Below are 23,984 nucleotides of genomic sequence, written 5' to 3'. Positions count from 1 at the left end.
CAAAAAACATGCTTTGATATCGTCTAAAGCATGGTAATTATTTAAACTAATATAAAACTGCTAAGTTGATTTTTTTAGCTCATCTATTTATTGAATTCATTAACTGGAAGAAGTATTCAGGTTTATGAGTCTTATTTAGGTTATACCATGAATGTAATGTATCTGGTGCAAATACATCTAATTTTTTCAGTACTTCCATCGCAAATTCCAGAGGAGCTACTCCTGATGCAGTAACCAAATTCTCACAAGATACCGCAGGTCCCATCTCATAAAATTTTTCCCCTTTATAATTAGGGCAGACCATTTTAATATACTCTAAGTTATTGCTTGTATGCTTTCTAGAATCTAGGCATCCCATATTTGCGAGGGCCTCAGTTGCACCACAAATTGCAGCAACAATAGTGCCAAGATTTAAAGCTTCGCCAATTTTTTTCAAGATAGGTTGATGAATATCTTCTCTCCAAGTATTCCCTCCAGGTAAAACTAAAAGATCTTTACTCTCAAGAGTACATTCATCAAGGGAAATATCTGGTTTTATGCTCAGTCCTCCCATCGTAGTAATCATTTCTTTATTAGCTCCTACTGTAACTACTTTTAAAGGTGCTAAATCTTTTTTGAAATATCTTCCCGAGTTTAGTTCAGCAATTAAATATCCATATTCCCAGTCTGACATTGTATTAAATACATAAAGATACACTTTTTTTGTTTGCATACAATAACACTCCAATCACAATTGATATAGCCTATTATAATATAACTTCCCTGACAGCTAACGTCAGGGAAGTTATATTAACGGGGGAATTGCCTTGAAAATGGGCTTACCGTTGTAAATCCGCATTTTCCTGACGGCACCCCATATAGAACAATTCATAAGAAGCTAATATTACCTCTTCTAGATAACTGTTTTTTCTCCCACAGTATGGTTTCTATTCACTAAATTTAAGTAAAAACGAGATACCGTTGCATTGTAATATGGAGATATCCATAGGTACAGAAGACTAAGAGTAACCATTCCTATAATAGAACCTAAAATAAACCATCCATTAAATTTTTAAGTGTTAAATCCATTACTAGACACCTTTCCTATTAGATTGCTTCCATACCCCATTCTCTTTACGATAGGTGTTCTTGCCATTCATGAAGCCAGCTGTATTACCAGGAATGCTATATTTCTTATTCTTTTTCTTAGCCTTCTTCTTCAGCCTTTTCTCTTCTTGAACAGCTTGCAAATCCGCCTTCCATTGTTTCAACAAATCCTTTTCACGTCGCATCGAATTTGTACCCCTTGGATTAAAATATAAACCATATAATTAGATTCTACCTATTTTTATAAATATCCTTTAATTTGAATGTTAATTTTATCCAACAAAAAGAGAGCATCCTCGCTATTGGATGCTCTCAATGTGATTAGGGGTTTACCCTGAGCATTGAATAGGACACGAAGAACTCGTCCTATTACAATATATGCTTGTCCTTATCAATATGTTCATTAAAAAACATCCTTAAGTATCTCTCTTACAGTAAAAGCAATCAATTTTTTATCTATTCCATTTCTTTTTTTAAAATAAATTTTTACTAATGGCATAAAGACACTCCCTACATTTCCTTTACTGTATAGCATATGTATAAATAATTCGTTTGTAGTAACAAAATGCCCCTTCTATGTATTACTCCTTCTTAAACTAAACTACACGTTAGTTTAAGAGAATCCTTCACAATCTCATCTAAACTTTAACATAGATTTGTTATCCAACAACCGGGCGCAATTGTTGAACAAGAAGTAAAAGGGTGATACATATTATAGGTGATTATTTGAATTTTTTTTATATTCTTCAATACGTTCCTCAAATGTAATTCTTGGATAATCACCAGAAAAAAATTTTGATTTACTGTTATGGTATTCATGCAATTTATCTAATGAGTTTCTTATTATCTCTATTTCATCGAGAGTGATATGTTTATTAATAATTCCCATCCTTCAACATCTCCAATAATATATATTTATTTAAGCATAAGTATAGCGTAATTATTTATTAAACTATACTCTCGTTAGAAATGTTGCTTATTAACATATTTATACTTATTATATTATTAGAATGTATAATTTTCTGATTATTTTTAATTTCAGGCACTTACCTTCTAACTTATTTATTAATTATTAAAGGAGCTATCTTATGGATTATAGAATTGTATTTTTTGATGTTGATGGAACCCTTACACACCATGAGAATGGTCGTATTTCAGATAATACTAAAGAAGCTATAAAAGCACTGAAAAATAAAGGGTTAAGGGTAGTTGCAGCAACAGGAAGACCGTTATCCATGTGCAATGAAATAAGAAAATTAGGAGTAGATACGTTTATCACAGCGAATGGAGCTTATGTGAAGCATACTCAAGAAGTTCTTCATAAAGTACCAATGGATAAAAGCATTATTCGTGAAGTGGTTGAATTTGCATATGTTGAAAATAACGGGCTATCGTTCTTTACAGAAGATTTTAGTATGAATGGTATAAAAGATAAAAAAATACTAGCAGCATTGAGTGAAACGTTGTCATTAAATGATTATCCAACTATAAATAAACATATTTATAATCAAGAGGTTTATTTGATGTGTTTGTATGCTACCGATGAAACGGTGAAGAAATACATTCACAAGTTCCCACATTTAACATTTAGCAGATGGCACCCTTTTATTTTAAATGTATTACAAGAAGAAGTATCCAAATCTTTAGCAATAAAAAAAGTCTTACAGTATTTTGAAATTGATAAATCAGAAGCTATTGCGTTTGGAGATGGTGGAAATGATATAGACATGTTGGAATTAGTAGGACTAGGGATTGCTATGGGAAATGGCAATGAACAATTAAAAGCAGTTGCAGATTTCGTCACGAAAAAGTCCAGTGAAGACGGAATCGACTATGCACTGAGAAAATGTGGGATTATTTAAGAATCTAGTTAGTTTCCTAATTTCTAGGTGATCATACTAAAAAGGTGCTTTCATGTACAGAAAACACTTTTTCAGTCTACAACTATTTTTTAACAGTCTAATACTTTTTTCTATAGCCTAAAACATTTTTTTAATGGAACATCTGAAAATATGAGATGTCTTAGTTATTGAATTAGCTGTAACAAAATACTGTATCAAAAATAATTCGTAACATAATTGAATTCAAACCTTTTTGTTACAACAAAATATGGTATTGGAAATAAAATACAGGCTATGACCCAAAATTACATGTATCTCGGTCGAACCCCATGCCCATCAACTTAAGAATTTTATAACGCCCCCAAAACAAAAAATTGTACATTTTCACCTGGAGATGCCAATTTTCTTGTTTCGGGGTATTCGCTTTTCTTAGCTTGATGGCGATGTGGCGATGTGGCGAGAACCCCATTAAGGCTGTATGGTGTTCCGTCACTTTACAGCCTTTTGTTTAAAACGAACGCTTTACTCGAAAATTTTTATCTCTTCCTTAATAAATATTGTAATGTAGTAAAATTGTCTAGTTTCCTTTTTTGTTCTACCTTTTGCAATGTGCTGAATATCTTTTGGATAATCATGAAGCCAGATTCGTGGATTGTAATACAACGTAACAAGCATAACGACAGACAAAATAGTCCCTTCCAATAGAATACATGACAGATCAAGCATTATATATTCGTCACCTTCCGACACGGATTATCCTATTGTTTTATTGTATGTAAGGAATTTATTTTTCTTCAACGATACTATTATACATAAAACTAGAAATCATTATTTACTGTTTTGCCCTTGGTTACGGCAACAATTATACTAGATGTAATCCGAATTTATAATCTGAATATTTTTGAAATTAAGAGTAGGATTTCCTTTGAGGACATAGAAATTATAAAGTATATCACCATGATTTTTTAACATGTAAGTTTCTTCCTATTTATATAAGTTCTCAATATGAACTTATATAATACCATTACTAATTACCTCTTAGATTACTATCATACTGCAATAAAATGAAGGAACTCCTTTTCTTTAACATAAGTTCTATTTTCCACTAAATGAATTAGAAAACGATAATAAAATTAGGAGGATTACGATGACCCAGCTTGATTCATTACATCCCATTGTAGAAAAAATAATCAACAATATTGAAAAATTAATGGTCGGAAAACGAAAAGAAACGATCTTAGCCTTGACAGTCCTCTTAGCTGAAGGTCATGTACTATTAGAAGATGTTCCCGGTGTCGGGAAAACAATGCTAGTACGTGCTCTTTCTAAATCAATTGATGCCGATTACAAGCGAATTCAATTCACACCTGATTTACTGCCGTCAGATGTAACAGGTGTTTCTATTTATAATCCAAAAGAGCTCCAATTTGAGTTCAAGCCTGGACCAATTATGGGGAATTTTGTACTTGCTGATGAAATTAATCGTACATCTCCAAAGACACAATCTGCCTTACTTGAAAGTATGGAAGAAGGCAATATCACAATAGATGGCATTACAAGACCGTTACCAAAACCGTTCTTTGTAATGGCTACTCAAAATCCGGTCGAATATGAGGGAACATACCCTTTACCAGAAGCTCAGCTCGATCGTTTCTTGTTGAAGCTAAAAATGGGATATCCTACACCAGAAGAAGAATTTGAAATTTTAAACCGGATGGAAAAAATAAATCCACTCTCCCGTTTACAAGCTATTACTACAATAGAAGAATTACTTTATTTACAACAAAGCGTCCGGGAAGTAAGCATGGACAAAGCAATCAAGCATTACATTGTAAAGCTTGTTAATCAGACTCGTTCTTATAGTTCTATACAGCTAGGTGCAAGTCCACGCGGCTCAATTGCTTTAATGAAAGCTTCACAGGCTTATGCATTCATCCATGGCAGAAATTATGTTATTCCAGACGATGTTAAATTTTTAGCTCCTTACGTTTTAGCTCACAGACTTATTCTAAAAATGGAAGCAAAATTTGAAGGAATAACAGGAGAAAAAGTTATCGCCAAAATCGTTGCACGAACTACCGTGCCGACTCAAAGGACGATGAACCTTTGATGAAACGACTACTACGAGCACTATATCACGTTACCAAGTTATTGCTAATCCCTTTATGCCTAGTCTTAACATTTATGTACGCTATGCTTCAAGGAGGATTTGTAAGTTGGTTTTTGTTTTACAGTACGATTCCTATTGGCCTTTATTCACTACTACTCCCCTTCTACGTTTTACTTGATGCTGAAGTAAAACGAATAACAAACCAAAACGAATATGTAGCAGGAGAACAATTTTTAAGCACTATTACAATAAAAAGAAAATTTCCTTTTCCCTTACTTTATTTAGTTGTAGAAGATGAACTGCCACCACAATTTACAAGTTGTAGACAAACAAAGACGAATAAGGTAATACTCTTTCCAGGATTAAAACGAAATATTTCGTTTCAATATGTTATTGACACAACCCCTAGAGGAGAGCACACTTTTTCAAGCGTACGTGTCAAAACTGGCGATCTATTCGGTATGATGGAGAAAGAAGTAACTTTTTCAGTTCCAGATACATTTTTAGTCTATCCCCAGTATGTAGATATAACGTATCGACAATTGGAAAATCATTTCGAACAAGGAGCGCTTTCAGCAAATATAAATTTAGCAAAAGACTCTACGGTCTCTGTCGGTGTCAGAGAATATAAACCTGGTGACCGCTTTTCATGGATTGATTGGAAAGCAACTGCACGAACAAACAATATTATGACGAAAGAGTTTGAACAACAGCGCAGCCATAATATCATGATATTCATGGACAGAACCCAATCCCCTCTATTCGAATCAGTCGTAACGTTTACTGCCTCTATTGTGAGGGCTGTCTTGAAGCAAAATTCACCAGCGTCATTCGTGTCTGTCGGAAAAGAACGAACTATTTTCCCTTTAGACAATGGAGATACTCAGTTGCAACAAGTCTTTTGTCATTTAGCGAAAGTACAAGCAGACAGTGTATTCCCGCTCTCTCGAAGTGTAGAAATGGAATTAAGAAAAATTTATCAGTCCGCAACGATTATACTCGTGACAAGCGATCTTTCTCCCGATATTCAAAAGGCAGCTGATTGTGCTGCTATAAAAAATAGAAAATTAATGGTGTTTGTCGTGAAAGAAAAAGCGAACCAACTCTCACATCGAGAACTAAGTATACTAGAAACTCTACAAAAACGAAAAATATTTGTAAAAGCGGTTTATGAAAACCGGTATACAAACGTGTTTTTTGAGGTGAGCAAATGATAACATTACAAACAAAAAACCAATGGGATATGAGCAGATTCTTCATGCATGTATGTGGACTTCTTCTTTTACTAGAATGGCTAAGACCCCTTATAGGTATTACAAACGTAGGTAGCTTAGATATTTTTGTAATATTTATAGGAATTTGCTTCACTCTCTCTTTTTTTCAAACAAGGTGGCAGATTGCAATAAAGATCGTCACGATCTTATTCATCATTCATTCCCTGTATTATAAAAATGCTTTTATAAATCCATCTTGGCTAACAACGTTTTTTTCTGATATTTCTCGAAATTCCTCCCTGTTTTTCCAGGGGAATTTGCTAGATATTTCTCCAGTTTTTCCGACATTTTTATTTTTTCTATCATTTTGGTTTTTGAGTTCTTTCATCTCTTTTTGGATGATTCATAAAAAACGTGGATTGTTATTTCTTGTATTGACTATTATTTATATCACAACTTTTCATAACTTACATTTATACAATGCAAACTACGCTATTATTCGTACTGTTGTCATCGGCTTTTTTATGCTTAGTCTTCTTCAAATAGAACGAATAAAAGAGATTGAAAACTTACAAAATTATGCTAGAGAAATCTCAAAATTACTTAGGCCTCTTACAATATTTATTGTATTGTCAGCAACCATCGCATACTTTGCTCCAAAATTTGGCCCTCAATGGCCAAACCCAATGGATTTTTTAAAATTCAACACATCCGAAGCAAGTAAAAAACAAGAAGTTTCTAAAATTGGGTATGGTTTAGATGACTCGCAATTAGGCGGTCCTTTTAAGGCGGATAATACAATTGTTTTTACAGCACAAACGCAAAACAAACAATATTGGAGAGTAGAAACAAAAGATTTTTATACAGGAAAAGGCTGGGAGGTTTCTGAAAAGCCGAAAAAGGTTTCTTTTAAAAATAAAAACGACGTCGTGAGGTGGTACGAACAAAATACAAAAACGGAGACAACCGAAGCAACAATCACCATGCAAAAAAGTTATCCTCACCTTACCTATCCAGCAGGATTAGTATCAGTTGAGGCTTCTTCTGATGTATCATACAGTGTTGACCCATTTTCAGAAAAAATCTATACGATGCACGGAGACTCTTCTACTACTTTAAATTCGTATAAAGTGACATATGAGATCCCGAGGTTTTCCATAGAAAATTTGAAAGCTGTAAAAACGAATGAAGGTCATGAAACAAGTTCTTATTTCATGACAAAGTACACACAACTTCCCGAATCATTACCGCAGCGAGTAAAAGACTTGGCTGTCAATCTTACAAATGATAAAGACAACCGATATGATAAAGTATTAGCTATTGAAAATTACTTCACAGACAATTCTTTTGTATACGAAACAATGAATGTCAGGATTCCTGCCAAAAACCAAGATTATGTAGATCAATTCCTTTTTGATACAAAAAGCGGCTACTGTAATAATTTTTCGGCGTCTATGATCGTGTTACTTCGTTCTGTCGGGATTCCCGCTCGCTGGGTAAAAGGCTATACAGAAGGAACTCTTGAGAATACATTTGCTGGTACAGAAGGTGAGAATGTTTATAAAATCGCGAACAATAACGCACACTCTTGGGTCGAAGTATATTTTCCAGGATACGGATGGATTCCATTCGAACCAACAAAAGGATTTACCAATCCCTATAATTTTATAAATAATACTCCTGCTTCTACTTCACAAAATAGCGAAGAAAATAATTCTAAAAACGAGCAAATACACCAACGGAACAATGAAGCAAAGCTCAAAAGTTTAATAGAAAATACAGAAGAAGCCTCTACTAAAAAGATCACAAATTCTAAAAATGGGTTTTCTTGGTGGTACGTATTCCTCTCTACGATACCGATTAGTATCATGGGATACATTCTCTTCACCACTAGAATGAAATGGATTACATTTTTTATTATTCTTTTCTATAAATACCGAAAAGATGATGCTGTTTATCTAAAAGCTTACGGTGCACTTCTAAAACAATTTGCGAGAATCGGCATACCACGAGGTGAAAGTCAAACATTCCGAGAATACGCTCTCCGCATCGATACACTTTACAACTCGACTGATATGCAACAACTTACTTTCAGTTATGAGAACGCTATGTATCAAAAGGGACAGGCCGCAGCCGAATGGAAGAAATCCGTACACTTATGGGAAGTGCTTATGAAAAAAGCAGCTTCTCTGCCTAAATCAAATGACTTCGATGCAGTGATTTAATTTTGATAATGTGAGTTTAAAGAAAATACCTCAAAGACTAAAATGTACCCTATGGAATAGACACTTAAAAAAAGTCTATTCCATAGGGTATTTCTTGTATAATAAGAAAAAAATAGAATCGGAGAAAATTCAAAATGACAAAAAAGTTATTTACAGAAAAAGAAATGCAAGTTCTATCAAGTAACCCATATGTGAAATCTGTAAGTGAGAAAGGGCTCACCTATACAGATGAATTTAAACGTATTTTTATTGAGGAAAATGAAAAAGGAAAACTACCCCGAGTTATTTTTGAAGAATGTGGGTTTGATATAGATGTAATTGGAATACAGCGTGTTGTGTCATCAGGAAATAGATGGCGTGCCTCGTATAAAGAAAATGGCGTATTTGGTTTAAGGGATACACGTAAAGAAAACTCTGGAAGAAAGTTAGAAAGAGAACTTACATTAGAAGAAAAGTATGCACGCTTGGAAGCTGAACGAAACTTACTAAAGGCCGAAAATGAGCTGTTAAAAAAGATCAAACTTATGGAAGGGAGGATGGGAAAGAAATAACGTTACCACCTAGTCAGAAATATATCTTGATTCGTTCTGTCATCATAAAATACAACTTAAGAAATATGGTGAGTCACTTGTGTAAAGTAACTGGTGTATCCCGTTCGGGATACTATAATTATTTTTCCGTTTCATCTCAAGAACAGCGGAAACAAAAGAGTGATCAAGATGAAATCGTGAAAGAAATCATACTGAAAGCACTTCGATTTAGAAATCGAAAGAAAGGGGCTCGTCAAATAAAGATGACATTGGCGGGTCATTTTCAAGTTGTCTACAATTTAAAGCGTATCCGTAGAATCATGAAGAAATATGAGATTGTCTGTCCGATTCGTAAAGCGAACCCTTATAAAAGAATGCTGAAAAAGACAAAAGAACATCGAGTAGTACCAAATCGATTAAATCGAGAATTTAAACAAAATATCCCAGGAAAAACGCTTCTTACAGATATCACTTATTTAGTTTACGGTAAGAATAAAAGGGCTTATTTGTCTACAATTTTAGATGGCTCAACCAATGAGATTTTAGCTTACCATGTTTCAGAACAGATGACATTAGACCTCGTAACGACAACTCTTCATAAACTAAAAAGGAATAAGAGGATTCGATTGACTGAAGGTGCATATATTCATTCAGATCAAGGAGCCCACTATACAAGCCCTACCTATCAAAAATTAGTCAAAAAGCTAAAGCTCGGACAATCCATGTCAAGAAGAGGAAACTGTTGGGATAACGCCCCACAAGAATCGTTTTTTGGTCATCTGAAAGATGAGGCACATATAGAAACTCGCGAGTCTTTTACTGAGTTGAAACAAGAGATTAAGAAATATATGACGTACTATAATCACTATAGATATCAATGGAATTTAAAAAAGATGACTCCTGTTGAATACAGAAATCATCTTCTTGATGTTGCCTAACTTTTTTTAAAATGTCCTTTACAAAGGGTACAGATTAAAACGATAGCTTACTTTTATTTTTAAGAGCTGTTTTTTATAAAAAAGTTCAACCAGTAATATCTGGCTGAACTCTATAATACGAAAGCACCTGTTAGTTCAAGAAGATTGATTGTTATTTTTATAGTAGAAGATGGTAGCAGCTAATTCACCATTCTCAGATTTCGCATAGTTAGGAATCCGCCCAGCTTGAATATAGCCTAATGAAGTATATAGTTTATTGGAAGGGTCTCCTTCTCTTGTATCAAGAACTAATAATGACCTATCCTTCTGTTTTGCTATTTCTTCAGCCCTTTGCATAAGTAAACGACCAATACCGTTACGTCGATAATTGGGGTGTGTCATTAATTTTGCGATTTCAGCTCTATGGCTTCCATTCTGCTTCGTCGATAATTGTAACTGTACACTTCCAACAATTTGATTGTTTGATTTAGCAACAAATAAAATCACTTCGGGGCTAAGAACGGTTTCCCAGTACTTCTCTGCATCTACTTTTCCCATTGGTGGTAAAAATCCAATCGAAGCCCCATCTTCTACGACCTTTATTAAAAGTTCTGAAAGCTCATTAAGATGTTCTTCAATTAAAAATAATTGTTCAATTTTTACATCAATATCCAAGACAATCACCTCTATTTTAAATTAGCAGCTTAATAAAAATCAGGTGTATCTGTGTTGCCTATCTAATTTCATAAAATAACCATTCGGATATTTCTCCTCCCTATAACCAATTTTCAATATTATTTTTTTATTCATACGAATAGGTAAGGGTTTGAAGTTATCGCTCCCTTTTCCCCTCGTTAGCACCGTACGTGCAACTTTCATCGCATACGGCGCCCCAACTAATCCAAATTTATTTGCTCATTGACACTTCTGATACTGTGTATCTTCAGAGCCTCAATTCTTCCGTATTAATAAGTCGGTGCCTTTCGCAAAAGGTGAACCTCTATTAGTCTCACAAAAACCTTATTAATTGATAAAGATTTGCCTTGCATGAACAAATAATCCTTCATTAGTCTAGTGGCTATCCCTCCATGTGGATTAGACATTTCATCGATACTGTGCTACCACTTTCACTGATATAAAGAGAAGTTATACATTCGCTAATCTCACAAATACTTTCCAACTCAACGCTTCAAAGGGAGTAAGCCCTCCACGTTATCAGCTTACAACGTTGAATTATATCTATTATAGAACAAACGTAGGTATTTCCTGTGAGCCTGTTAATCTTCATACGCCTGTAACGTATCATGGATTTTCATATTAGCTAGTTTTACTCATCCACTACTAACTTCACACAAGGTGAGATACACATTTCTATGTATTGCAGGTCTAGACCCGTACATTCGAAAGTTCGTCAGCAACCCCATTTCTTATTGTAAGATGCATTGCATTCTCACCATATTTGTTCAACTCAAGCATCAGGATTTACACCGCCCCCTCGGGTAAGGTTTTCGTCAGCCGATACTGTTACGGTAAATTCTCACGCCTATTTGCCGAGCTTATAACACGAAACTTCTTACTCAATGTCGTGGCTATTCGACGCAGAAAGAGCCTTTCAAGGCGTTACCCTATCATTCGACTCTTCGATATAATCCTTCCGTTTCATCAAGATGAAACGGTCTAGCCTTTACCAGAGTAATGTGACCATTCTCCATTTATTTCGCACAACTATCCTGCACCTTTAGTGAAATAACAGAGTGTAGTTAATTTTGGTACATCTTTTTTATAAACGGTTAAACTTTCTTCAAAACGGTATGACTTTTTTATAAACGGTACAACTTTGTTTTAAATCGACAATTAGCTACCTCACTTCAATGCACTATATAGCCTTATTTCTAACAATGAGTTACTCTCTAACACCATTATTTTTTTAATATAAGAATATAAAGACGTTTTTTTATACGCAGTAGCGGACTTCTTTCTCTTTGGACAACTCTCCTACATCACCCGCTTAAACATCTTCTCCAGTTCATACGTCGAATGATGCACAAGTATAGGTCTACCATGCGGACATGTGTAAGGATTTGTCGTTGTACGTAGTTCTTCTAGCAAAGCAAATATTTGATCGTTCGTTAAATATTGATTTGCTTTGATCGATGCTTTACAGCTCATCATAATGGCTGCTTCTTCACGCAGTTTTTTTATATCGACTTTTTTTAGTTTGACAACTTGCTGCATCATTTCATCGATGATTTCTATTTCCTGTCCTTTTGGGAACCACGTTGGATGCGAACGAACGATAAAGGATTGATGACCAAATTGTTCTAAGAATAACCCTACCTTTTTCAATTCCTCTAATTGCTCTTCGACACGTAAGAATTCAGTGAGAGATAAATCAATACGATATGGTACGAGCAATTCTTGTACTTCTTTCGTTACTTGTCCTACTTTATCACGGAAATATTCATAATTGATTCGCTCTTGCGCTGCATGCTGGTCAATCATATATAAACCTTTATCATTTTGGGCAAAAATATAGGTTCCATGCATTTGCCCAATTGGATAAAGCGGTGGTAAGTCGTTTCCATTCATTTCGATTTCTTGGATTTCTGCTACTTCTTCTAATTCAAAATCTTCCTCGCTGTTATCCCATTCATTCCCGTCTTGGACAGATTCTCCAATCATTGATTTAGAAAGTTGCCAACTATTTTCTTCTTTTACTAAAGATTCTGGCGGCTGCCATTCCTGCTTTGGTGGTTGCCAAAGTAAATTTTTGTTTTGTGGTTTGGCTTGGATTTCTTCTTGTTTCTCATCCATTCCAGTCGGTAAGACGATGTTTGGCAGTGGTGCTTCTTTCGGTTTTGTATGTTCAAAATGAAATTGCTCTTGTACACTTTCATCTTTTTCTTTTTTCTTTGTTGTAACACCAGCATCTGGAATGAGCTGTATTTTTTTAAACGCGTCCTGCAATGTTTTTTCAATCAATTGCAGTAATTCCTGCTCTTTACTAAAACGCACTTCTAATTTCGCTGGATGAACGTTCACGTCAACTAACATTGGATCCATCTCGATTGATAAAAAACCGATTGGATAACGTCCCACTGGAAGTAATGTGTGGTACCCTTGCTGAATTGCTTTCATTAAGACATAGTTTCGAACGTAACGGCCATTTACAATCGTAGATATGTAATTACGAGATGCTCTCGTTACTTCAGGTAACGTCACATATCCACGAATGGTAAAGTCCAATGATTCCGCTTCAATCGGAATGAGTTTTTTCGCAACTTGAATGCTGTAAATTGCGGCAAGTACTTGCCTCACATCACCATTCCCTGAAGTGTGTAGCATTTTTTTCTCATTATGAAACAATTTCAAAGATACTTCTGGATGGGACATAGCAATGCGATATACAATGTCTGTAATATTCCCAAGCTCTGTATGAATTGTTTTCATATATTTAAGGCGTGCTGGCGTGTTAAAAAACAGATTTTGAACCGTAATATCTGTCCCTTTACGGCTCGCTGTTTTTTCCTGCATTATAATGTCTCCGCCCTTAATAATAAGATGTGTACCTGGTGCATCTCCTGTACTTGTGACTAACTCTAATTCACTAACAGATGCGATACTTGGCAATGCCTCACCACGGAAACCGAGCGTGCGGATGCGAAATAAATCATTTTCATCTTTAATTTTACTTGTTGCATGTCGCTCAAAAGCAACAATACAATCTTCTTCAGCAATGCCATCTCCATTATCAATGATGCGAATTTTTGATAATCCAGCTTCTTCTAAGTGGATTTCAATAGATGTACTATTCGCATCGATGGAATTTTCGACAAGTTCTTTTACAACTGAAGCAGGTCGTTCGACTACTTCCCCTGCGGCAATTAAGTTAGAGAGTTGATCATCGAGTTTGCGAATTTTCCCCATCTACTTACTCATCCTTTCTTTAACTTTTTCTGCAAACGATACAATTCATTTAAAGCTTCTAGAGGAGTCATATCAAGTAAATCGATTTTTTTAATTTGTGTTAATACAGCTGTTTCTTTTTGATCAAACATAGGCTTGTCTTCTTTTTTCACAGGCTGTTCTGTAGTAAAGAAAGATAGCTGTGATTCTGCAGATTCTTCTTTCTCTTCTAGCTGCGGTTCTGATTTTTCTTTTTCAACGACTGGTTCTTGGACAATTTCTTCTTGTACTTTCACTTCCACTCGTTTTGGAATGATGATTTCCTCTTGTCCTTCTAGCTGTGCTAACACTTCTTTCGCACGAGCAATTAAGCTATCTGGCAGTTCAGCAAGCTGGGCAACGTGAATACCATAACTTTTATCCGCTGCACCATCTTGAATCTTATGCAAGAAAACAACTTTTCCGTTTTCTTCAATAGCTGAAACGTGTACATTTTTCAGTTGCTCTAAGCTTTCTTCTAATACAGTTAGTTCGTGATAATGTGTTGAGAATAATGTTTTCGCTCCAATTTGATCATGAATATGTTCTATGATTGCTTGTGCGAGTGCCATACCGTCATACGTAGATGTACCGCGTCCAATTTCATCAAATAGAATTAGACTTCTTTCCGATGCATTCGCAATTGCATTTTTCGCTTCTAACATTTCGACCATAAATGTACTTTGACCTGAAATTAAATCATCTGCTGCACCGATTCTCGTAAAGATTTGGTCAAAGACAGGTAACACCGCTTCTGTTGCTGGTACAAAACAACCGATTTGCGACATAACAGTAACAAGTGCTAATTGACGCATATACGTACTCTTACCAGACATGTTTGGACCCGTAATTAAAAAGACATCCATATTTTCAGGCATCATGCAGTCATTTGGAACATACAATTTGCCGTTCAATACTTTTTCTACAACAGGATGGCGACCATCTTTTATAAAGATTTCACGTTTATCTGTTAAAACTGGTTTTACAAATTGCTCTTCTTCACTTACTGTTGCAAAGCTTTGCAGTACATCTAGTTCACTAATAACTTTCGCTAAATGCTGTAATTTAGGAATAAACACCTTTACTTCTTCACGAAGTGCAGTGAATAAATCATATTCTAGCTGTACAATTTTTTCTTCTGCCTCTAAAATCAATGTTTCTTTTTCTTTTAATTCATCTGTGATGAAACGTTCTGCGTTTGCAAGTGTCTGCTTACGCTCATAGCGCCCCTCTGGAAGAGCAGAAAGATTTGCCTTTGTCACTTCAATATAGTAGCCAAAAATACGGTTGTAACCAATCTTTAATGATTTAATCCCTGTAATATCACGCTCACGTTTTTCAAGCTCTGCAATCCACGTTTTTCCGTTCTTACTAACATAGCGATATTGATCTAATTTGTCATTATAGCCATCTTTTATAATATCCCCATCTTTTATAGAAAGCGGTGGGTTTTCTTGAATACTTCTTCCTAGTAACTCTGTTAAACTTTCACATGGATCAGCGCCTTGAATTAACCTTGCTGCATAAGAATTGTCTAATAAACTAATGGCCTCTAAAATAGCTGGCACTTGCAGAAGTGAACGTCTTAATTGCAGTAAATCACGCGCATTTACGTTACCATATGCGACTTTTCCTGCTAAACGCTCTAAATCATACACTTCTTTTAGTTTTTCTTTTAAATCTTCACGTAAGAAATAGTCATTCACAAACGTTTCAACCATTTCTAAACGTTCTTCAATGTTGTCTTTTTGTATAAGTGGACGTTCCATCCACTGTTTTAACATACGGCCGCCCATAGCTGTTTTTGTTTTATCTAATAGCCATAATAAAGAGCCTGTTTTCTCTTTTGTTCTAAGTGTTTCTGTTAACTCTAAATTACGCTTTGAATGTACATCAATTTTCATAAATTGATTTGTATAATAAATATCCACCGGCTGCAAGTGATCCAATGAACGTTTTTGCGTTCTTAATACATAATTCAATAAGCGTCCTACTGCTGTAACTAATTTCGTTTGCGTCACATTTTTAACAAGATGTTCCAACCCTTCAGGAATCTTCGTTTCATCTTCATATGAAATTGTCATTTTCAATGTTTCTGTTAGCTTGTTTAGCTCATCTTTTGAAAATGTAGAATCTACAACAATTTCTTTTGAACCTGTTGCATACACCTCTAATAAAACATCTTCTACCGTACCCGTTAATAGTGTCACTGTACTTTGTCCTGTTGTTAAATCATTACAAGCCAGTGCATAAGAACCATCTTCAAAATGAGTTAACGCCGCTAAGAAGTTGTTTTCTTTCTCATCAATTGTGCGCCCTTCCATCATCGTTCCTGGCGTAATCAATTGAACAACTTCACGTCTTACAACACCTTTTGCTGTTTTTGGATCTTCTACTTGTTCACAAACCGCAACCTTATATCCTTTTTCAACGAGCTGTTCAATATAGTTTTTTGCTGCATGATATGGGACACCACACATCGGTATGCGATCACTACTCCCACCATCTCGGCTTGTCAATGTAATTTCAAGCTCATGTGCTGCCTTTATAGCATCCTCAAAGAACATTTCATAAAAATCTCCTAAACGGAAAAATAAAAAGGCATCTTGATAATCTGCCTTGACCTTTAAATATTGTTGTATCATCGGGGTGTACTGTGCCATTTGTTTCCTCCATACTTCATAAAAATGTGCTATATTTATATGCCGCACTTCACGGACAATTTTCTCTCCACTTATAGGAGTCTCTCTTCATTATAGCACATTTTCAATACAAAATAGTTCCATCCAGTATCACTAATACTATGTAAAAAGCTAGGAAGAAATTCTCCCTAGCTTTCTATTATTCTTCTTCTGCATCTACAATAAAGTTTGGATCTAACTCTTCAAATTCATCATCATCTACTTCAAAGTTATCCTCATCCTCTGGACATCCATCTGGATTTACATTTACACAAATTTTTGTTTCACCGACAACTTCTGTTACAAATTCACGCTCTACCGTTACAACAATTTTGTTATCATTTGGTGAAACAATTGCTTCTAAACAATTTGGATGTTGAATAACGCGGGCAATAATTTCTAAATCTTCACCTGAAAAATTTTTGTCACGATATCCAATATTGATTTCATCCGTGTAACTAACACGTTCTGTTACAACTTCTGTTTTTGTGTTTTCATCAAATGAGTACCACGTATTCACATCGTAGTATCCTTCAATTTCTACAGCCTTCCCACTCTTTCTTGCTTCATATGTGTGATTAATTACCCAACATCCGAGAATACTTGTCGGCTCATGATTTGATTCACATGTATGCGTTGACTTTGTATACTTACGTCCTTTGCCCACTACTGCCTTTGTAATAATCTCTCTAAATTCGGACATTCGGAACCCTCCTCAATCAATATTCACTTAATCATATGCGTGACAATAGCGGAATGTGTCATTCTTTTTTTGACAAAAGACTATAGAGCAAAATAAAAACAAAAAAGAGATGTCCATAAGACATCTCCCTTAACAATCACAATTCCCTTTTTTACTCTCTACTTCAGCACCCGTTTCACCTTTCAACACATTGCCACCAGTCGAAATTAAAATTTCATCCGTTACGTTATTAGAAATGGTACTTGCTACAAGCTGCAGTAAATCATTTACATATGTTTGTGAAGATTTAAATTCCTGTACAACCGGAATGCTATCAAGTTTATCTTGCAGAGCATCTATTTCCGCTTCTACTTTTTTCAATGCTTCCCATTTTCCATAATGCTGTAAGTTTACGGCTTGTTTTTGCAGCGTTTTAATTTCATCAATTGCACGTTTTACATTTTCATTTTTATGAATTTGCGCTTCCGCACGTTTAAAGAAATCCACTTCTTCTGTTTCAGAAATCATTTTCGCTAATTCTTTCGCTTGCTCAACAATTTCATCTTTTGTATAAACTTTCATCTATTATTTCACCTCGATTGGCTCCTCAACCAATTCCCCGTTTAGAGACCAAGTTTTTGCTTCCGTTACTTTTACTTTTACAAGCTGACCGATTGCAGATTTTGGAGCTACGAAGTTTACAAGTTTATTGGTACGCGTATAGCCTGCAAGCACATCGGAATTATTCTTACTTTCTCCATCAACTAGTACTTCAACGATTTGGCCTTTATATCGTTTATTCTTTTCCATAGAATATTCATTAACCAATGCATTTAAACGTTGTAAACGCTCTTTTTTCACTTCCATCGGTACATTATCCTTCATTTTTGCAGCAGGTGTACCTTCACGTGGAGAATAAATAAATGTAAATGCACTATCAAACCCTACTTCGTGATATAACGACATCGTTTCTTCAAACTGCTCGTCTGTTTCATTTGGGAAACCAACGATAATATCAGTTGTTAATACTGCATTCGGAATCGCTTCTTTAATTTTACGTACAAGTTCTAAATAGTGTTCCCGTGAATATTTACGTGCCATAATTTTCAACATATCTGTACTTCCAGATTGCACCGGTAAGTGGATATGTTCAACTAAATTACCGCCTTTTCCAAGTACTTCAATTAAGTGGTCATCGAAATCACGTGGGTGGCTTGTCGTAAAGCGAACACGTGCTATATCAATCTTACGAAGTTCATCCATTAAATCGCCAAGACCATATTCTAAATCTTCAAAGTCTTTACCGTATGCGTTTACGTTCTGACCAAGCAACGTAATTTCTTTATATCCATTTGCCGCTAAATGACGAATTTCATTAATAATATCTTCTGGGCGGCGACTACGTTCTTTACCACGTGTATATGGTACTATGCAATATGTACAGAATTTGTCGCATCCATACATAATATTTACCCATGCTTTAATATCACCACGACGTACTTTCGGAAGGTTTTCAATTACATCCCCTTCTTTAGACCATACTTCAACAACTATCGCTTTTGAGAACATCGCATCTTTTAAAATGTACGGCAAACGATGAATATTATGTGTACCAAATACCATATCTACATGCTGGTTTTTTTGCATAATTTTATTTACAACAGATTCTTCTTGAGACATACAACCACACACACCAATTAAAAGATCTGGGTTTCTTTGTTTTAATGGTTTTAAATGACCAAGTTCACCAAATACTTTATTCTCAGCGTTTTCACGAATGGCACAAGTATTTAATAGAATCACATCTGCATCTTCTGTCGAAAATGTTGGTTCATATCCAAGTGCTGTAAAAATACCAGCCATTACTTCTGTATCATGTTCATTCATTTGACATCCATAAGTACGGATATAAAACTTTCTTCCGGCACCAAAGTTACGAAACTCTTCTGGCAAACCAAAATCACGTTCAATTTTAACTTCTTCTTTTCCGCGTTTTTTCGCATCTTTTAAAGAAGGCGGCTGATATACACTTTCAAAGTATTTACTGTAATCTTTTTCTCCTTTTTTCATAGAAGAATTGGCTTGTTGACTTGCTAATCGTTGTTGCTCGTTCATGGGTAATCTCCTTTCAACCTTAACTATACACACTCTGTAGTCCATTCTAATGACAATCAGACCCATCTTAAAGATTAGGATAGTTTGAGAGATAACTTGCCCCTTTGAAACTCGAGTAATCGATCTAACCATCCGTAAGAATGGAGTCTTCCCGACACCAATAGACATTCCCTTTTTTGTTGTTTTAACCTTGTCCTTTTAAATAACATGTTATTTTATTCCCATACACACTATCATAGTATAAAGTGTTTAGCCAAATTTAACAACAAAGAGACAGTATCATACCCACGTACTACAGCGCACAAACCAATTTTTTTGACAAGACGATACACTATCATTTTATCATTCTGAATTTTCCGAGTAAACAAAATGTATTAAAAAGTTAACTCCTTTTGTTTACTCACCATGTAAATAAAAAAGCTGCCATTAAGCAGCTTTTTATTATGATTACATGAATTCAGCAACAAGTTCATCAAACATTTTTTGATCCATTTGTAAATCAGCTTGCACTAAAGGTTTTTCGCTATATCCCTTTACAAGTTCTTGGTAAGAAGGCTGCTCTGTATTTTGATAAATTAAGCCTGTTACTAAACCTTTGTTTTCCATTAATGTTTGCATAGCAATCATACGATTAGATGGATCGTATCCTTCGATTGTGCTTAATTTTGTTAAATTTTCTTTAAACCAGTCATACGTATTTACTTTATTATAAGTTACACATGGGCTAAATACATTAATTAAAGAGAATCCTTTATGCTGAATACCAGCTTCGATAAGCTGCGTTAATTCTTTTAAGTCACTAGAGAAGCTTTGTGCCACAAAAGTTGCACCAGCTGTTAACGCCATTTCCATTACAGATAACGCTGGTTCAATTGAACCTTGCGGTGTACTTTTCGTTTTAAATCCCGCTTCACTACGTGGTGAAGTTTGACCTTTTGTTAAACCGTAAATTTGGTTATCCATAACGATGTACGTAATGTCAATGTTACGACGAATCGAATGAATTGTATGTCCCATACCGATTGCAAAGCCATCTCCGTCACCACCAGATGCGATAACTGTTAAATCACGGTTTGCCATTTTTACACCTTGTGCAATTGGAAGTGCACGCCCATGAATACTATGAACACCATATGAATTAATATAACCTGAAATACGACCTGAACAGCCAATTCCAGAAATAACAGCTAATTCATCTGGGTTTAAACCAACGTTAGCTGCTGCACGTTGAATCGCAGCTTGCACCGAGAAGTCTCCGCAACCTGGACACCAGTTTGGTTTTACACTGTTCCGAAAGTCCTTAAATGTTGCCATTTAATACAACCCCTTTTTTGCATTCGTTGTAAATTTCTTTTGGTAGGAATGGATTCCCGTCATATTTTAACAGACTAGAAATTTTCTCACCATTGCCAAGATTCATTTTCATAATGTTAGCAAGCTGACCAGTTGCGTTGTTTTCTACTACAACAACGCGCTTTGCACCCTTTACAAGTGGAAGAATTTCATCAGTTGGGAACGGATGAATTAAACGAACATGAGCATGATTTACTTTTAATCCTTCTTGCTCTAAACGCTCCATTGCTTCTTCAATTGCACCACGAGTAGAGTTAAAGCCAACTAACAATACATCAGCTTCATCATACTTAACATTTTTGTAAACAGGGGTATTAAACTTTAAATTCTCCATTTTACGGAAACGTTTGTCCATTTGTGCTTTACGATTCAGTGCTGATTCAGATGGTTTACCAGTTTCATCATGTTCTACACCTGTCACATGGTGAACACCATTTTTCATACCAGGTAAAACACGTGGTGAAACACCATCTTCTGTCACTTCATAACGTTTAAAGTAAGCTTTATTTTCACGATCTGGTAACTCTACCTGTAAATCAAGCTTACCGCGGCGAATTTCTACTCTGTCTAACTTCAATGGTTCTACTGTTTGCTTTCCTAAAGAAAGCTGTAAATCTGTTAAGAAAATAACAGGAACTTGATATTCTTCCGCTAGGTTAAATGCTTCTACGATATCATAGAACGCTTCTTCAACAGTACTTGGCGCCATTACGATTTTTGGAATTTCACCGTGTGTCCCGTAAATCATCGCCATTAAATCAGATTGCTCTTGCTTTGTTGGTAAACCAGTACTTGGACCACCACGCTGTGTATCAATGATTACAAGAGGTGTTTCTGTAATACCAGCTAAACCAATTGATTCCATCATTAAAGATAAACCAGGTCCTGCTGATGCTGTTAGGGTACGTACACCCGCATAGTTCGCACCAATTGCCATTGTACAAGCAGCAATTTCATCCTCTGTTTGGATGACTGTTCCGCCTACTTTTGGTAATTTTTTAATTAAGTATTCCATAATCTCAGAGGCAGGTGTAATTGGATATGCTGACATAAAGCGCGCTCCACCAGCTACTGCGCCAAATGCAATTGCATCGTTACCGATCATAAACATACGTTTTTGACCATCAGCTTTTTCAAGCTGCATCATATTCACTTTCTCACCAAGTAATTCTTTCATATATTGAGAGCCGCGTTTGATTGCTTCCATATTCTTTTTAACGACTTGCTCTCCCTTGCGACCGAAAATTTCTTCAACAACTTCTAAATACACAGTTTCATCTAACCCTAATACTGCACTAGATGCTCCAATGGCAACCATGTTTTTCATTAGTGATGTCCCTAATTCAGAGGCAATATCTGTAAACGGTATTGCATATAGATTTACATCTGAACTTTCTGGTATAGTTGGATTAAATTTTGCATCTGCAACAACAATTCCACCTGGTCGTAGTTCGTGGAAGTTAAAATCAATTGTTTCTTGATCAAAAGCAATTAAAATATCTAAATCATCTGATATTGCGCGTACTTCAGTTGTACTTACGCGAATTTTATTATTTGTATGACCACCCTTAATTCGTGATGAAAAGTGGCGGTAACCGTATAGGTAATACCCTAAGCGGTTTAATGCAATACAGAAGATTTCTCCTGTACTTTCAATTCCTTCACCTTGTTGTCCTCCAACTTTCCATGAAAGTTGACTAATCATCTCCTACACCCCTTTTGGCTGCATTCATTGTAGTGTATTTTTTTACAGTAATAGTGTAGCACTTTTTATGCAAAGAAACTACAATGGACACAAATTATACCTCTTCAGACTTCCCTGAATGTTTTGCATAATCTTAATTCGTCTACAATTCTAGCCTTACACTGAAAAAAATGCAATAATTTGGCCTGAATTTCATTCGAATTTTTTAATTTTTCTAACTTTTTATTTTCAAATAAAAAAACATTAAACAATAGGCAACTAGAAAGAAATATGATTAATGAAATTATCATATAAAAAGCTTTGAACATTTGTTTCACTGTATCGCTTACTCAGTTCATTGATTACATATTCATAACGCCGATACGCTTCCACACCGACAACCATTTCTGTGATACCATCAAAATCCGAACCAAATCCTATATTGCGCTCTCCTCCAAGCGAACAAATGCGCTCCACATGCCGTAATATGTCATCCATATAAGCAGGCCTATGGTTGGTTAAAAACTCTGGAACGAACGTTACACCAATTACACCATCTTTTTGAATAAGTGCTTGTACTTGTTCATCTTTCAGATTACGCGGGTGCTGACAAAGCCCATAACAATTTGAATGTGATGCAATTGGATATTGAGCAATTTCCATCACGTCCCAAAAACCTTTTTCATTTAAGTGAGACACATCTGTCCATAAACGAAACGAATTCAGCTCTTCTACAACCTTCTTACCAAACGCAGTAAGTCCCGCTCCTCTTGTTTCCAGTGCTCCATCAGCTAATAAATTCGCATGATTCCACGTGAGTCCCATAGATCGGACTCCTAAACGATAGAGCGTGCGCAATTTCATCATTTCTTTTCCAATTGCTTCGCCGCCTTCTAATGTTAAAATCGCGCCAATTTCATTTGGTTCTAACTGCGTTATATCTTTTTTTGTCTGAATCAATTTCATGTTTGGTAACGATAAAACCTGCTTATAAAATATATCTATCATAGCTAACGTAGCTTCAAAACGTTGTTCATATGGTACGATTTCAGGTACATATATCGCAAAGCATTGTACGCTTCCTTTTCTTTGCTCCAATTGTTCAAATGTAATATGTAAAGACGGATCATTTTGAAAATTCTTCTTTCCTTTTGCACTCCATAGTTGCCATAGTACATCACAGTGCGCATCAAACACTTTCACTTTCATTTCCCCTTCCCCATAAAAACAACCTGTTTGCATAAAAGCAAACAGGTTGTTCAAACTTAACGAGGTTCTACAATTAATTTTATTGCTGTACGTTCTTCACCATCAATCATAATGTCTGTAAAAGCTGGGATACAAATCAAATCCAAACCACTAGGCGCTACAAACCCTCTTGCAATTGCTACTGCCTTCACAGCTTGATTTAATGCACCTGCGCCAATAGCTTGGATTTCTGCTGTTCCGCGTTCGCGAATAACTCCAGCAAGTGCACCGGCTACAGAGTTAGGGACCGAAGTTGCTTTAACTTTTAATATTTCCATTCCTCGTTTCCTCCTCGTTTCTTTAAAAAGTATTAGCGATTGATTTCACTTTAACTTATATTCACGAGGGGAGAC

At 35.5% G+C, this 23,984-nt stretch carries 19 protein-coding genes; 5 read left to right on the top strand and 14 right to left on the bottom strand.

Features of this window, described 5'->3' with window-relative positions; translation table 11 throughout:
• Nucleotides 1-79: 79 nt before the first annotated feature.
• The 3 genes from ACM6HU_RS09820 to ACM6HU_RS09810 all read right to left on the bottom strand — a co-directional run bounded on the left by ACM6HU_RS09820 (nt 80) and on the right by ACM6HU_RS09810 (nt 1,975).
• A complete protein-coding gene (locus ACM6HU_RS09820; protein ID WP_016115877.1) occupies nt 80-712 on the bottom strand; it encodes a type 1 glutamine amidotransferase family protein in 633 nt (210 codons plus the stop codon).
• Nucleotides 713-1,070: 358 nt separating this feature from the next.
• A complete protein-coding gene (locus ACM6HU_RS09815; RefSeq protein WP_016115878.1) occupies nt 1,071-1,271 on the bottom strand; it encodes a hypothetical protein in 201 nt (66 codons plus the stop codon).
• Nucleotides 1,272-1,798: 527 nt separating this feature from the next.
• Nucleotides 1,799-1,975 (bottom strand): hypothetical protein, encoded by a 177-nt coding sequence (locus ACM6HU_RS09810; protein ID WP_016115879.1) that lies wholly within the window; start codon nt 1,973-1,975, stop codon nt 1,799-1,801.
• Between the two features lie 199 nt (nt 1,976-2,174).
• Between ACM6HU_RS09810 and ACM6HU_RS09805 the strand changes: the two genes are divergently transcribed.
• Nucleotides 2,175-2,948, top strand: coding sequence for a Cof-type HAD-IIB family hydrolase (locus ACM6HU_RS09805; protein ID WP_016115880.1), 774 nt, complete (start codon nt 2,175-2,177; stop codon nt 2,946-2,948).
• Nucleotides 2,949-3,449: 501 nt separating this feature from the next.
• On the opposite strand, the gene ACM6HU_RS09800 is transcribed toward ACM6HU_RS09805, so the two are convergent.
• A complete protein-coding gene (locus ACM6HU_RS09800; protein ID WP_229161835.1) occupies nt 3,450-3,614 on the bottom strand; it encodes a hypothetical protein in 165 nt (54 codons plus the stop codon).
• 460 nt (nt 3,615-4,074) lie between these two features.
• On the opposite strand from ACM6HU_RS09800, the gene ACM6HU_RS09795 reads away from it, so the two are divergent.
• From ACM6HU_RS09795 to ACM6HU_RS09780, 4 genes are all read left to right on the top strand, one after another.
• On the top strand, nt 4,075-5,037 hold the full coding sequence (locus ACM6HU_RS09795; RefSeq protein WP_016115882.1) for an AAA family ATPase: 963 nt from the start codon (nt 4,075-4,077) through the stop codon (nt 5,035-5,037).
• A complete protein-coding gene (locus ACM6HU_RS09790) occupies nt 5,037-6,251 on the top strand; it encodes a DUF58 domain-containing protein (protein ID WP_275857866.1) in 1,215 nt (404 codons plus the stop codon). Before ACM6HU_RS09795 ends, ACM6HU_RS09790 begins: the two co-directional genes overlap by 1 nt.
• Nucleotides 6,248-8,476 (top strand): DUF3488 and DUF4129 domain-containing transglutaminase family protein, encoded by a 2,229-nt coding sequence (locus tag ACM6HU_RS09785; protein ID WP_016115884.1) that lies wholly within the window; start codon nt 6,248-6,250, stop codon nt 8,474-8,476. Before ACM6HU_RS09790 ends, ACM6HU_RS09785 begins: the two co-directional genes overlap by 4 nt.
• 134 nt (nt 8,477-8,610) lie before the next feature.
• Nucleotides 8,611-9,944 (top strand): IS3 family transposase gene (locus ACM6HU_RS09780; protein ID WP_154214600.1). Its coding sequence is split into 2 segments (ribosomal slippage): nt 8,611-8,995 and nt 8,995-9,944, totalling 1,335 coding nucleotides; the frame shifts between segments, so codons are not numbered across the junction.
• A gap of 135 nt (nt 9,945-10,079) precedes the next feature.
• Here ACM6HU_RS09780 and ACM6HU_RS09775 read toward each other — a convergent pair.
• From ACM6HU_RS09775 to spoVS, 10 genes are all read right to left on the bottom strand, one after another.
• Entirely contained in the window at nt 10,080-10,598 is a 519-nt protein-coding gene (locus tag ACM6HU_RS09775) for a GNAT family N-acetyltransferase (RefSeq protein ID WP_016115907.1), read from the bottom strand.
• 1,320 nt (nt 10,599-11,918) lie between these two features.
• Nucleotides 11,919-13,850: a DNA mismatch repair endonuclease MutL gene (gene mutL, locus ACM6HU_RS09770; RefSeq protein WP_016115908.1), complete on the bottom strand. Its 1,932-nt coding sequence runs from the start codon at nt 13,848-13,850 to the stop codon at nt 11,919-11,921.
• A gap of 8 nt (nt 13,851-13,858) precedes the next feature.
• A complete protein-coding gene (gene mutS, locus ACM6HU_RS09765; protein ID WP_016115909.1) occupies nt 13,859-16,531 on the bottom strand; it encodes a DNA mismatch repair protein MutS in 2,673 nt (890 codons plus the stop codon).
• A gap of 178 nt (nt 16,532-16,709) precedes the next feature.
• Nucleotides 16,710-17,252 carry an outer spore coat protein CotE gene (gene cotE, locus ACM6HU_RS09760; protein WP_016115910.1) on the bottom strand — a complete coding sequence of 181 codons (543 nt, stop codon included), beginning with the start codon at nt 17,250-17,252 and terminating at the stop codon, nt 16,710-16,712.
• Between the two features lie 129 nt (nt 17,253-17,381).
• Nucleotides 17,382-17,813 (bottom strand): RicAFT regulatory complex protein RicA family protein, encoded by a 432-nt coding sequence (locus tag ACM6HU_RS09755; RefSeq protein ID WP_016115911.1) that lies wholly within the window; start codon nt 17,811-17,813, stop codon nt 17,382-17,384.
• Nucleotides 17,814-17,816: 3 nt separating this feature from the next.
• On the bottom strand, nt 17,817-19,346 hold the full coding sequence (gene miaB / locus ACM6HU_RS09750; protein WP_098116730.1) for a tRNA (N6-isopentenyl adenosine(37)-C2)-methylthiotransferase MiaB: 1,530 nt from the start codon (nt 19,344-19,346) through the stop codon (nt 17,817-17,819).
• Nucleotides 19,347-19,793: 447 nt separating this feature from the next.
• A complete protein-coding gene (locus ACM6HU_RS09745; RefSeq protein ID WP_016115913.1) occupies nt 19,794-20,660 on the bottom strand; it encodes a 2-oxoacid:ferredoxin oxidoreductase subunit beta in 867 nt (288 codons plus the stop codon).
• Nucleotides 20,647-22,404: a 2-oxoacid:acceptor oxidoreductase subunit alpha gene (locus ACM6HU_RS09740; protein WP_016115914.1), complete on the bottom strand. Its 1,758-nt coding sequence runs from the start codon at nt 22,402-22,404 to the stop codon at nt 20,647-20,649. The genes ACM6HU_RS09745 and ACM6HU_RS09740 overlap by 14 nt, the downstream gene beginning before the upstream one ends.
• 258 nt (nt 22,405-22,662) lie before the next feature.
• Nucleotides 22,663-23,625 carry a dipeptidase gene (locus ACM6HU_RS09735; protein ID WP_016115915.1) on the bottom strand — a complete coding sequence of 321 codons (963 nt, stop codon included), beginning with the start codon at nt 23,623-23,625 and terminating at the stop codon, nt 22,663-22,665.
• Between the two features lie 23 nt (nt 23,626-23,648).
• Entirely contained in the window at nt 23,649-23,909 is a 261-nt protein-coding gene (gene spoVS / locus ACM6HU_RS09730; protein ID WP_000404341.1) for a stage V sporulation protein SpoVS, read from the bottom strand.
• Nucleotides 23,910-23,984 lie beyond the last annotated feature (75 nt).

It is taken from the genome of Bacillus sp. IT-79MI2, assembly GCF_949768135.1.
GTDB classification, from domain to species: Bacteria; Bacillota; Bacilli; order Bacillales; family Bacillaceae_G; genus Bacillus_A; species Bacillus_A pseudomycoides.
Note: the sequence above shows the minus strand (reverse complement) of the source record. Positions and strands in the feature narration are given on the sequence as shown.

Coding starts and splice junctions, on each gene's coding strand:
- ACM6HU_RS09820 (WP_016115877.1), bottom strand. CDS start 712: ATGCAAACAAAAAAAGTGTATCTTTATGTATTTAATACAATGTCAGAC.
- ACM6HU_RS09815 (WP_016115878.1), bottom strand. CDS start 1,271: ATGCGACGTGAAAAGGATTTGTTGAAACAATGGAAGGCGGATTTGCAA.
- ACM6HU_RS09810 (WP_016115879.1), bottom strand. CDS start 1,975: ATGGGAATTATTAATAAACATATCACTCTCGATGAAATAGAGATAATA.
- ACM6HU_RS09805 (WP_016115880.1), top strand. CDS start 2,175: ATGGATTATAGAATTGTATTTTTTGATGTTGATGGAACCCTTACACAC.
- ACM6HU_RS09795 (WP_016115882.1), top strand. CDS start 4,075: ATGACCCAGCTTGATTCATTACATCCCATTGTAGAAAAAATAATCAAC.
- ACM6HU_RS09790 (WP_275857866.1), top strand. CDS start 5,037: ATGAAACGACTACTACGAGCACTATATCACGTTACCAAGTTATTGCTA.
- ACM6HU_RS09785 (WP_016115884.1), top strand. CDS start 6,248: ATGATAACATTACAAACAAAAAACCAATGGGATATGAGCAGATTCTTC.
- mutL (WP_016115908.1), bottom strand. CDS start 13,850: ATGGGGAAAATTCGCAAACTCGATGATCAACTCTCTAACTTAATTGCC.
- mutS (WP_016115909.1), bottom strand. CDS start 16,531: ATGGCACAGTACACCCCGATGATACAACAATATTTAAAGGTCAAGGCA.
- cotE (WP_016115910.1), bottom strand. CDS start 17,252: ATGTCCGAATTTAGAGAGATTATTACAAAGGCAGTAGTGGGCAAAGGA.
- ACM6HU_RS09755 (WP_016115911.1), bottom strand. CDS start 17,813: ATGAAAGTTTATACAAAAGATGAAATTGTTGAGCAAGCGAAAGAATTA.
- miaB (WP_098116730.1), bottom strand. CDS start 19,346: ATGAACGAGCAACAACGATTAGCAAGTCAACAAGCCAATTCTTCTATG.
- ACM6HU_RS09745 (WP_016115913.1), bottom strand. CDS start 20,660: ATGGCAACATTTAAGGACTTTCGGAACAGTGTAAAACCAAACTGGTGT.
- ACM6HU_RS09740 (WP_016115914.1), bottom strand. CDS start 22,404: ATGATTAGTCAACTTTCATGGAAAGTTGGAGGACAACAAGGTGAAGGA.
- ACM6HU_RS09735 (WP_016115915.1), bottom strand. CDS start 23,625: ATGCAAACAGGTTGTTTTTATGGGGAAGGGGAAATGAAAGTGAAAGTG.
- spoVS (WP_000404341.1), bottom strand. CDS start 23,909: ATGGAAATATTAAAAGTTAAAGCAACTTCGGTCCCTAACTCTGTAGCC.